This window comes from Humisphaera borealis, assembly GCF_015169395.1.
Lineage (GTDB): Bacteria > Planctomycetota > Phycisphaerae > Tepidisphaerales > Tepidisphaeraceae > Humisphaera > Humisphaera borealis.
In genome coordinates, this window is sequence record NZ_CP063458.1 from 4,229,369 (window position 1) to 4,240,881 (window position 11,513).

Annotated in this window: 8 protein-coding genes; 3 read left to right on the plus strand and 5 right to left on the minus strand. The window is 62.7% G+C overall.

Going from position 1 to position 11,513, the window contains the following annotated elements; translation table 11 throughout:
* Nucleotides 1-87: 87 nt before the first annotated feature.
* Nucleotides 88-1,455 (minus strand): deoxyribodipyrimidine photo-lyase, encoded by a 1,368-nt coding sequence (locus tag IPV69_RS15770; protein WP_206290648.1) that lies wholly within the window; start codon nt 1,453-1,455, stop codon nt 88-90.
* 186 nt (nt 1,456-1,641) lie between these two features.
* On the opposite strand from IPV69_RS15770, the gene IPV69_RS15775 reads away from it, so the two are divergent.
* Both IPV69_RS15775 and IPV69_RS15780 read left to right on the plus strand, forming a co-directional pair.
* Entirely contained in the window at nt 1,642-3,042 is a 1,401-nt protein-coding gene (locus IPV69_RS15775; RefSeq protein WP_206290649.1) for a hypothetical protein, read from the plus strand.
* Nucleotides 3,043-3,292: 250 nt separating this feature from the next.
* Nucleotides 3,293-4,198: an alpha/beta hydrolase gene (locus tag IPV69_RS15780; protein WP_206290650.1), complete on the plus strand. Its 906-nt coding sequence runs from the start codon at nt 3,293-3,295 to the stop codon at nt 4,196-4,198.
* 73 nt (nt 4,199-4,271) lie between these two features.
* On the opposite strand, the gene IPV69_RS15785 is transcribed toward IPV69_RS15780, so the two are convergent.
* Nucleotides 4,272-5,039, minus strand: a complete 768-nt coding sequence (locus tag IPV69_RS15785; protein WP_206290651.1) for a DUF72 domain-containing protein — start codon at nt 5,037-5,039, stop codon at nt 4,272-4,274.
* A 342-nt stretch (nt 5,040-5,381) separates the two neighbouring features.
* Here IPV69_RS15785 and IPV69_RS15790 point away from each other — a divergent pair.
* A protein-coding gene (locus IPV69_RS15790; RefSeq protein WP_390884410.1) for an IS3 family transposase occupies nt 5,382-6,520 on the plus strand; the annotation gives its coding sequence in 2 pieces (ribosomal slippage) (nt 5,382-5,640 and nt 5,640-6,520; 1,140 coding nt in all).
* 1,114 nt (nt 6,521-7,634) lie between these two features.
* On the opposite strand, the gene IPV69_RS15795 is transcribed toward IPV69_RS15790, so the two are convergent.
* From IPV69_RS15795 to IPV69_RS15805, 3 genes are all read right to left on the minus strand, one after another.
* A complete protein-coding gene (locus IPV69_RS15795) occupies nt 7,635-8,180 on the minus strand; it encodes an SMI1/KNR4 family protein (RefSeq protein WP_206290652.1) in 546 nt (181 codons plus the stop codon).
* Nucleotides 8,181-8,197: 17 nt separating this feature from the next.
* Nucleotides 8,198-8,836 (minus strand): polymorphic toxin-type HINT domain-containing protein, encoded by a 639-nt coding sequence (locus IPV69_RS15800; protein WP_206290653.1) that lies wholly within the window; start codon nt 8,834-8,836, stop codon nt 8,198-8,200.
* A gap of 1,299 nt (nt 8,837-10,135) precedes the next feature.
* Nucleotides 10,136-11,296, minus strand: coding sequence for an IS4 family transposase (locus tag IPV69_RS15805; RefSeq protein ID WP_206290457.1), 1,161 nt, complete (start codon nt 11,294-11,296; stop codon nt 10,136-10,138).
* Nucleotides 11,297-11,513 lie beyond the last annotated feature (217 nt).

Consider the following 11,513-nt stretch of genomic DNA (forward strand, 5'->3'; position numbering starts at 1 on the left):
GCGTAGGGTTTGCGAATCGCAGCCAAAGCGGTGCATCCGACACTGCAACTTGAATCGTCTCACCCAATCGGCGACCCCTGCTGGGCTTTAACGGGTTCCCAGCCCGTTGATCTTTCGGACGTACGCCGGCATATCAAACTTCCGCCGCAAACCCGCTTCGTTCATATAGCGAATCAGGCCGAATATCTTTCGCGCCGGCCCCCAGGGGCGATCGTGCAGACCGTAAATCCACGCAACGCTCGCAAAGCTGATCGGATCGCGACCGCAGAGAAAGTACTTGTTGTTGAGGTAGAGCGTCGTCTCGAATGCCTGCTTCGGCGAGGGCGTCCACTCCAGGATCTTCTTTCCCCAGTACATCCGCATGTAGTTGTGCATGTAGCCGGTCAGCGTCATCTCACGCTGGGCGGCGTTCCAGAACTCGTCGTGCGTCCGGGCCTGTTCCAACTCGGCCCGCGTATAGACGGGACTACGCGGATCTTTCTCGTGCTCGGCGAGTGTCTTCTTTGCCCAGGCGGGCAGGCCTTCGTAGCCGTCGTAATGGGGACAGTAATACACGTAGTTCATCGCCAGTTCGCGACGGACGATCATCTCTTCGAGATACGCGTCGCGATCCTCCGGCGGCGCATCCGAGCCTTCGACCGCCAGGGCCAGCTCCAGCGGAGAAATCTGCCCGAAATGCAGGTGTGAGCTCATCAGGGATGTGTGCCCGGCCGCCGGCTCGTTGCGACCCTCGGCGTAGCCTTGAAGTTTGCCGGCGACGAACGCCTTGAGCTTGCGCTGCGCCGCGTGGCTCCCCCCTTCAAAAAAGGGTGTCGGTCCGACGCTCCGATCGACCTTCAGCTTCGCCAGCGCGGCGGCCGGGTCGGACAGGTCGATATCGCCGGCCACCCGCATACGCACCGACTCGTGCTCCAAGGTGCGCTGCGTGAGGCCGACCAGGAACGTCTTCCACAGCTTGTGAATTTTCGGGCGGATCGTCCGGGCGGCGAACTCCTGCTTCGGCGACGTCGTCTCCACCGGCACGACAACGTCCGACTCGACCTGAACCACACGCGTGCCGGCATGGTCGGCGACATCGTCACGCCAGCGCCGCTGATGGCGGGTGTACCCGCGATCGCAGACGACCATCGCGGCGTCCTTCGCCAACTCGATCGCGACCTTCGGCGCCGGCCCATGTCGGCAGACAAATCGGATGCCCCGTTCCTTCAAGTCCGACTCGACGTCCCGCAGTCCTTCCAGCAGGAACTGGTAGTGACGCGCGTTGGCTTCGGGGTAGTCGTCCATGACCGCGAAGCAGACGATGAGCGGCAAGTCCAAGTCGTTGGCCTGGTCGATCGCGTATTCGAGCGCGTGATTGAACCGAACCCGTTCGGCTTGTTGCATCCAGTAAAGGACATACTTCCCTGGCGTCGTCTTGCGGTCGCCGATCACCTGCACACGAGAGGGCTGAATCATGCAGGCATGTTAGGTACATCGATGTTGGAAGTGGAAGTCGGCCATTGTGGTGCGGGCTTTCAGCCTGCATTTCCGCCGCACAAACATCGTTTGTTCCATACCGCCCGGAAAAATGGTCACGCCCGCCGAGGTTGATTTGGCGGGAAATCGGCGTCGGCGGGGCGTCGTTGGTGTACACTTGTCGTCATGCGAACGATCTCCACCAGCATCCGGGCCGCAGGTGACCGACGTCTCGTGTGGGCCGGCAGTTTGTTCGCCGGCCTCGTGACTGCGCTCATCGCCGGGGCCGCCGACACGCCCGATTCTCGCCCAGCGACGCACCCGACAACGGCACCGTCGGCCACCAAACCGACACCGCAGGCGGCCGCGTTGGCCGCAAAGCTGTCGTCCGCGGATTGGCGTGAGCGAGACAAGGCTCAGCAGTCGTTGATTGCCTTGGGCGAGGATGCTGTCGCAGCGCTGACGGACGTCCAGCGGAATGCCCCACTCGACGAAGCCAGGACTGCAGCCGCCAAGGCATTGAAGCAGATCGCCGAGGACCGACTGATTGGCCCTTCGCAAATCACACTGCATCTGTCCGACGTACCGGCGCAGAAGGCGTTCGAGGAGCTGGGCCGCCAGTCCTTTGCCGTGCTGAAGCCCTTCCCCGACACGCTCTGGACGGATCAGGCCGCCGGAAAGAAGGTCACGCTCGACGTCGAACGCCAGCCCTACTGGGTGGTGATGCGTCAACTGGCTCGCGACACGGGGGTGGAAGTCGGCAGCATCAATGGCGAACCCCGGCTGATAGCCTCCGAAGGGCAGTCATCGGCAAGCCGCTTTGCGATCTCCGGCCCGTTCATGGTCATCGCGACGCAGATTCATCGATCGCAATCCATTGACCTTCTGCAGGCCGATGCCGCGACCGAAGAGGACTTCAACATCCAGTTTTCCGTCCTGGCGGAGCCGAAATTGAAGGTGTTGTCGGCGACAACCATCGCCAAGCTCGATCAGGTGGTTGACGACCATGGCAACTCTCTTCTTCCCGACAAGCAGATCGATCTCGCCGGCGACGAAGACTTCATCAGTCCCAATTTCGGTGCCGAATCATCCTATTCGCTGTCGGCTTGGCTCAAGTACCCCACCAAGAACCCGGGACGCAAGATCGCAAAGCTGCGCGGCTCGGCGACGTTTACTGTCCAGGTCGAGAGCGAAAAGCTTGACGTCCCGCTGAAGTCCCTGCGCGGCACCACCCGCACCTTCAAGGGCCTTCCCATGACGTTTGGCGAACTGCAGAAGGTCGGCGACAACTGGCAGCTGAAGATCAGCATGGCCGGCAACGATCAACACCCGGCCTGGGACGACCTTCAGAACAGCATCATGAGCCAGCTCAAGGTCGTGGATTCCAAAGGCCAGCCCCTCGATCATCATGGCTTCGGCAGCGGTGGTGGCGGCGCGGGGACGGAGATCACCGTCAGCTTCGGAACCTCCCACCGACCCGAAGACGGGCGACAGTCCGGCGAGCCGGCCCGGGTTGTTTGGGAGATTCCGACCAAGACGCGCGCCCTGCAGGTTCCGTTCGAGTTCAAAGACCTCAAGATGCCCTGAGGTGTTTGCGACCCGATCAGGGCAATCGCATGTGCCTGACTAGAATATGCGCGGTGGCGTTTGTGGTGCGGGCTTCAGCCTGCACATGCTCGGATGCAGGCTAAAGCCTGCACCACAATGGGCACATGCGATTGCCCTGGGGACCCGATCTACCCGACCGCTGGTCCTCTTTCGATTTTCTGGCGGCGAGCCATAATACCGACCCACAGACAGCCGTTGCCGTACGACATTTCCGCGTAGGAGGACGACCGTGAAACTGACCGCCGTCGCTTTTGCCCTTGGACTTTGCCTGGTGTCCACGATGACCCGAGCCGCCGACCCCCTGACGCTCCGCCTTTGGGATGGCGATGCACCCGGAGCGCTTGGAAAGGAAGCCAGCGAAAAGCCGTCCAACGACGTCCCGACCATCACCGTTTACCCGCCGCCCGAAGGCAAGAACAACGGCGGCGCGATTGTGGTCTGTCCTGGTGGCGGTTACGGCGGCCTGGCGGCACATGAGGGCAAGCCCGTTGCCGAATGGGCGAACTCCCTGGGAATGACCGGCGTCGTTCTTCGCTATCGCCTGGGACCGAAGTACAAGCATCCCTCCATGCAGTTTGACGTGAACCGCGCCATCCGCATGGTCCGGCACAATGCCAAGTCCTGGGGAATCGACCCGACGCGCGTGGGCGTGCTCGGTTTCTCGGCCGGTGGGCACGAAGCATCCACCGCCGCCACCCACTACGACACCGGCAAGCAGGACGGCGACGAGATCGATAAGCAATCCTGCCGACCCGACATCGCCGTTCTGATCTATCCGGTGATCACGATGACGGACCCGTTCACGCACAAGGGCTCGCGGACCAATCTGCTGGGCAAAGAGCCGGACCCCGCGCTGGTGGAGAAGATGAGCAACGAGAAGCAGGTGACCAAGGACACCCCGCCGACGTTCCTCGTCCATTCGTCCGACGACAAGACCGTGCCGATCGAAAACAGCTTCCTGTTCGCCCAGGCGCTGGCCAAGAGCGGTGTGCCTTTCACCATCGTCAGCTTCAAGACCGGAGCCCATGGCTACGGCATGGGCAGGCCTCCCGAGACGATCGCCTGGCCGAAGGCTTGCGAAGCCTGGCTGAGCGGGCTCGGTTTCTTCGGAAAACCCGCCGCTGCTGCGAAGTAGTCGGCTGCTCCCGGGTGCAACTGTTGGTTATCCGGCGACACGGCCGAGTTCGGGTGGAAGGAGGCCGGCCCTTCTATCCGAACAGCATCGGCTCGCCCGCAACCCGTGCCGGTTCCGTTACCGGCATTCCGATCAGCCGCTTCAAGCGGTTGGCGGTGCCGATCGAATACCCCGCGTAGTCGTTGTTGAAGAATCCCCAGACGCTGGCGACCTTCGGTGCCGCCGCGTCGATGGTGCGCTTCCACCAGGCGAGCGAGTCGCTCACATCGTCGATCTCTCGTTCGTGCGTCGGATACCGGTCGTGCTCACCGATCCAGCGCACGTACAGGAAGTCCGCCGTCGCAAAAGCACGGGCCGGCCGCGAACGGTACTCGGCGGCGACAAACGCGCAGCGGTGCCGGTGGATCATCTCCAGCGTCTCGGCCGTTCCCCAACTGCGATGGCGGAACTCGACCGCGAACCGCGCATCCTCCGGCAACGCCGTCAGGAACCGATCCACGGCGTCGAACTGGCTGGCTTCGAAACTCGGTGCGAACTGGATGAGGATCGGCCCGAGCTTAGAGCCAAAGCCGCGACAAACGTCGACGAAGCTTCGCATCGCATCGAAACCCGCGGCCAATGGGTTGTCGTGGGTGATCGCCCGCGGCGTCTTCAGGCAAAACCGAAAATCCTCCGGCGTGGCCGATCGCCAATGCCTGACTCGCTCGGCCGTGGGGGCGGCGTAGAAGGTTGTGTCGAGCTCGACCGTGTTGAAATACCGGGCGTAAAACTCGAGCCAGTGCCCCGACTTCAGTCCCTGGGGATAAAACGGTCCCCGCCAGTCCGGGTAGCTGAATCCCATCGTGCCGATCCGCCAATCGATCGGTCTCGAAGCAGAGATTGACGGCAAAACCGGCTCCACCGCTTGCGAGTTTAGGCCCGAAAATGCAGGTCCACCACGGAGGACGCTGAGAACACGGAGAAATCACGGAGAATCTGCCCGAATGTGATTGGCGCAACCTGCAAGTCGAATCAATGGCTCAAGACGTTCATAAGTCTCCTCTCCGTCTTCCTCTCCGTGAACTCCGTACCTGCTCCGAAAATAGCGCTCGACGGCCGGGTATGCAGGCCCAAAGGGCCGTAATCTGGCCTTCCCCACGTTTGGTGGGCGCTCACTGGGCAGGATACCCTCCTGCCGAAGGAGCTGGCCATGCGTCGTAGGAAGTTCACTCGTGAGTTCAAGCTGGGTGCCGTCAAGCTGGTGCACCAGCAGGGCCGATCGGTAATGCAGGCGGCTAAGGACCTCGGCGTCGATCCCAAGTGCATCCGCGAATGGATCGAGAAGTACACGGCCGATCCCGACTCGGCCTCGCCGGCGGCGATGGCCAAAGAGCTGCAGCAGCTGCGCACCGAAAACGCGCGTTTGCGAATGGAGCGTGAGATCCTAAAAAAAGCGACGGCGTTCTTTGCCAGCCAGCAGGAGTGAGGTTCGCCTTCATTGCCAGCACGCTCGACGACTATCCGCTGGCAGCGTGTTGCCGGGTGTTGTCGGTCACGCGCTCGGGCTTCTACGCCTGGAGGTGTCGTGCCGACAGCGAGCGACAGCGTCGGCGTCAGGAACTGCTCGTGCGGATCCGCGACGTGCACGAGGCCAACCGCCAGGTGTACGGCAGCCCGCGGATCTACCAGGTGCTCAAAAGCGAGGGGCAAAGCGTGTGTGAGAACACGGTCGCTGCCATCATGAAGCAGGCGCAGATCCGAGCCAAAGGTCGGCGTCGTTTCGTGCCGCGTACGACCGACAGCGGGCACGGGCAGCCGGTGGCGACGAACGTACTGGACCGGCAGTTCGCCGCCGAGGGTCCGGACCGCAAGTGGGTGGCGGACATCACCTACATCGAAACCGCTGAGGGCTGGCTTTACCTGGCGGGCGTGCTGGATCTGTACTCGCGGAAGATCGTCGGCTGGTCGATGACGCAGCACATGCGTACGGAGCTGGTGGCCGAGGCGTTGCAGATGGCGATCGCGCAGCGGCAGCCTTGCAAGGGCCTGCTGCACCATAGCGACCGAGGAGTACAGTACGCGTCGGAGGACTACCAGCATTTGTTACAATCGCACGGGATGGTGGTGAGCATGAGCGATCCGGGCGAGTGCTGGGACAATGCGACGATGGAGAGCTTCTGGAGCACGCTCAAGAGCGAGCTGATGGAAGGGACGAGGTATGCGACGCGGGCGGAGGCCCGGCAGTCGATCTTTGAGTACATCGAGGTGTTCTACAATCGAAAGCGGCTGCATAGCACGTTAGGCTATCAGAGCCCCGAATCGTTCGAGGCGAGCCGCAGTTAACCCAACCCGCGCCCACCAAACGTGGGGAAGGCCAACCACTCGGCCCGGCAAACCCAGGGCGTTGCCCTGGGCTATGGGATCTCGGCCCTTCGGGCCTGTTCGTGACGACGTCACTTTTCATCATCTCGGTGAGAGGCCAAAGGCCTCATGACGAACTCCTTGGTGAGTAATCCGGGTTAGGCACGAATCGCGCAGATGTCGGCGTCGCCGTGGCTGCCTTCTCCGCCGCGGCAAATATCTTCCCCACCGCCAGTCTCGACGGCGTCATCGCAAGCGGCTTGGTAGTCTTGGGCGCGGACTTCAGTACCCCTATCGCAGGCGGCTTGACGTTGTCCACATCCGCCACTGCCGAAACGCCGGAAGCGACAACGGGATGGGTCGCGACCGGCTGCGTTGCATGCCGCAGGCTTTGTCGCGAAACCATGTTCGTGTGCCATGCCCACGCCCGTCTGTCGCTTTCGAACTCGACGAATGCGTCCCGCGTGGGCATGAGCGAGCGACGTCATCTCGCCACCCGGCATGCCCACGCGGGAAGCGGCTTTGGATTTCGAATGTCGGACGGCAGCGTGGGCATGGCACACGAAGTTCCGTTCTGAGACAGAGCCCAGGTCTGTCGACGGGCGGCAACGGCCAGGCAGGCGCAACCGTATCCCCGATTCCCGGCGGCCAGCGAGCGATCCGGGGGTCCAGCCGGGGACGCCGGCCGCTCCGCCGGCGGCGGGAGCCATGCGGTAGAACGGGTGTACGCCTGTCACCCGCAGGGTCTGGCGCGGAGCCGAAGTTGGGGCCGTCGGCGTAGGTCAGGGTCAGGACACACCGTGTCGAGACCTGCAGACGATACGCCGTCCGCTCGTAGGTGCGGACGATGCGTCGACGGACCAGCGGGGCGTCGGGATCGTGCTCGTCGCGGGCGAGGAGCGTCTGCCCGCCGCCGTGGCCCATCTCGCCGTCGCCGCGGGTGACGAGGTGCAGTCAAGCCGTCGTTTGCTACGCGACGTACTGAGTCGTCACACGATTACCGTCGTCGAACCGCTCATTGACGACCAGTATGATGGCGTCCCGAAAATCCACAATCTCCTTACGGCGCAACTTTAAGAAGACTTCGGAGAACGGACTACTGCGGATTGTCGTCTGTCAGCGCGCCTCCAAGACGTGCTTGTCGCACCGGTGCACCAGGAGATCGCTGCACCTCTTGAAGTGAGTCGATGAACTCTTCGTAAGACGGACTAACGAGATAGGTTGTATTTGTTTCAGCGACGTACCGATGAACAGATGGTACAGGACTTCTAAAATCAATGAATAACTGATTATCTCCAGCATCCCGAGCAAACGGCATGACGCCATTGCCGAGTCGCTGCTGTAGTCGGCGAACTTCCCCCCAGAGATTTCCGATATCCCAGCCATTTACCAAGGCGTGCTCGTCGTCTGCTGCTTTTCGACCGAGACCATAGAAGTCGTTGATCTCTCCGTACCCTTCTACTGGATCTGGATAACGTCTCAATCGAACCCGACCACCGTTCAACGCATACAGAAATTTCCGAAAAGATGTCGGAAGTGAAATAGAATAATGAGATTCAAAGGCTTGGATCTCCTCTTCCCGCACAGGTCCGAGGGAACTCTGACGATAAGGTCGCGGGCCGAGTTCATTTATGTCTCGCATTGGTTGTCCTATCAATTCTAATGACGCTGAGGTGCCCCTGCGAGGATCGCCCACTCAAAATAGCCACCAAAGTTATCCGGATGCATGATACCATAATTTATTTGATGGAATTCAGTAGGCACCAAGTGAAGCCAACCAGCTTCGCCATTGGCTTGTGACTTTAGCGCATGATGCCACGTCCAGCCCTTGGGCGTAAAGCCATCCAATACTTCGTCGACCCAATCGTTTCCGAACCGAGTTCGATACATCCGTTCGTTTGTCTCGACGAGGTTAAGAAGTCCTTCGTTGGCTGCCCTGAAATGTGCGGCATCATTCGCAGCGAACTCGCTTGGGTGGAGTCGGACCTCCGCTGCGATCTCCTTCTGAATGCGCTTGTCCGCATACGTCGCATTATGCACCCAAACCGCATCCGCCCCGTCCGGGGCGTGTTCGGCGAGGACGAAATACGTGTGGGCCTGCTCGACCTCCAGGTTGTAGACCTTCACGCCTTGCCGGTGGGCCTCGCCGGCATTGGCGACGACGGTCAGGACGCCGGAATCGCCGAGCACCTCATCGCCGGCGGCCAGCGAGCGGGCGGGGGTCCAGCCGGGCGTGTCGGCCGATCCGCCGGCGGCGGGAGCCGTGCGGTAGAACGGGTGCTCGTCGGTCAGGCGCACCGTCTGGCACTGAGCCGAAGCTGGGGCCGTCGGCATCGGCCAGGGTCAGGACCTGCCGTGTCTGAATACCCGACCGCGATTCGCGCCCTGGGTCCGCCGAGCGCCTGCTCGGCTATTCAAGATGCCGAGCAAGCGCTCGGCGGTCCCAGGGCGCGAATGGGCGCGAATCGAGGACGCCTATTTAGACCTGCAGAGCATACGCCGTCCGCTCGCCGATTTGGACCTTGGGTCGGAGCAAACGGGGGCGGACAGGCTGAGCGCCAGAACTGCGTGGCGTTGCGTGATTTCGGCGGATTTCTGCTTGCAATTCTGATGCCCGACACTTAACATATACCGTACTATGCTTCCGCCCGGGTCGGACGCCTTTCGGGGGTTCGGCCGGGGTTGACTCTTGCTGCCTGGTGCCTGGTCGTGGCGGGTGTGATCCGTCGTCGGCCGGGGTGTCGGACTTTGGTGGCGTGAGTGGTGGATGATGGGGTTCGGTCGGCGGGTCGCGTGGCTCGCCGCGGTCGTGGCATGGGGTGTCGACTCGGACGGTCTGGCGGCGCGGGTGACTTCTCGAAAGAGCCGCGCACGAAGTAAGCAGGCGTGGGGCGGAGTATCGCGTCGTTGGCGTCGATGCTGTTGCGCCGTTCCCGCTTACTTCGTGTGCGGCTCCTTTGGAGCGTTGTGCGCGCGGGCGGATCGGGCCGAGTGGTCTTGTTTCGGCAGGTGGGAGGCGAACGCGGGAAGGTACGCCTCGGGTTCGTTTGGCGAGGGCGCGATCGCCTTGGGTTCGTTTGGCGGCGTTCGAGGTCGCTCGGGAAGAGTGCACCTGCGGTGCGACCGCTAAACAAACGCGGACTGTCGCCTTGGGTTCGTTCGGTAGGCGTGAGCTGAGGATGGACGTGTTCTGGTGTGTGACATCGCTCGCACGGCTTGGAAAGCCGTGTCACGGACAGCGTGTCGGGAGGGGCGCCTTGGGTTCGTTTGGCGAAGGGGCGATCGCCTTGGGTTCGTTCGGCGGCGTTCGAGGTTGCTTGGGAAGAGTGCACCTGCGGTGCGACCGTTAAACAGGCGGTGAACGTCGGCTGGGTTCGTTCGGCAGGCGTGAGCTGAGGATGGACGTGTTCTGGTGTGTGACGTCGCTCGCACGGCTTGGAAAGCACAACTGTCCGGCAATTTACCAATTCCAGCGTGAGCCATGACCTGGCACATCCTCATTTCACCAGAGTCGCTCGGCTTTGCTTGCGATCGCGGCTGATGGCGCGCATGCGGCGGCGTCACCCTCGGATCAGGGTGTGCGGGAACGTCGTGGCTTCAGGCCAGCTTCTTGCGTGCCCGCAGCCGGGCCTGACGCGCTCGTTCCAGCGAACGCTCTCGCTCGCGTTTGGCGATCACCGCCATCGCCTCCTGGATCGACATCTGGCCCCGGGCCACGCGGCCCAGCGCCGCCAGGGCGTAGACGCTGACGCGGTAGCCGCTCTGCACGTACATCATCAGCACGGCGATCACCGCGATGTACAGCTGCGTGGTGATCCCATTGCGGCTGGTGCTCAGCAGGTGGTCCATTCCCGCCCAGGTCTTGAGCCACTTGAAAAACAGCTCGATCTGCCAGCGCAGCCGGTAAACGGCGCCGACGACGTGAGCCCCGACCGTCGCCGCGGGAAGATTGGTCAGCAGCCGCAGTGCCTGGGATTCGCCCGATCGGTCGGTGCTCTCGATGGTGATGCAGCGGAACAGGCCCGCCGGCGCGTCGCGGCCGGGAAGTCTCACCACTTCCTCGGCGATCACGCCCGCCTCGACGTCCGCCGCCGACGGCGGCAGGGTCTGGACCACCGTCATCGCCGGTTGGTTGGATTTGATACGAACGACAAAGTCGCTGCCCTTGTCCAGGACGGCGCCGAGGAAGCCGAACTCGACGAAGTTGCGGTCCACGACGTACAGCACGCCGGGCAGGAGGTCGGCGGCGAAGGCCGCGGCCTCCGAATGCCCGTCGTCGCCGCTGACGGTCAGCACGCGGGGAATCCAGTTGCCGGCGTCGAGCTGGACGTTGGCGCGGACCTGTCCCTGCACGCCGCCGTCGCGGTTCTTTTGGCGCATCGCCCAGGCCACATCGCACAGCGTGGTCATGTAAGTGCCGTCGGCGGCGATGATCTGCCGGGTGATCCCTTCGAGGCCGTCGGCGTCGCCGAGATTCGGGACACGTTGCTGCAGGTCGTCGATCAGCGGCACGAGCAGCTGAGGGTCGAACGCTGCAAGAGCGTCGGCGGTGGTCGAGCGTGCCAGCTTGTCGAGTCGCAGATCGCCCTGGAAGTCGCCGCAGTCTTCGATGCGTCGCAGCGATCGGGCCATGGGATCGAAGAACGACAGGAGCAGGCCTTTGACCAACTGGTCGCGGCCGAGGATGGTGTTGCCGTGAGCCGGCAGCGCCGCCAGACGATGGAGATGTTCGTCGAGGAGATTCCCGGAGCGGCGCACGGCCAGACGTCGGTCCGACGGCGTCGGTTGCTGCTGCGGGGATGGACGACGGACCGCCACGGGCGCGAACTATGCCACGCGGCATCAGAAAGCGCAAGAGCGAAATCTTGCGAATGTCACGGCGTCGAAATGCCGGACAGTTGTGCTTGGAAAGCCGTGTCACGGACAGCGTGTCGGGAGGGTCGCCTTGGGTTTGTTTGGCGAAGGCACGATCGCC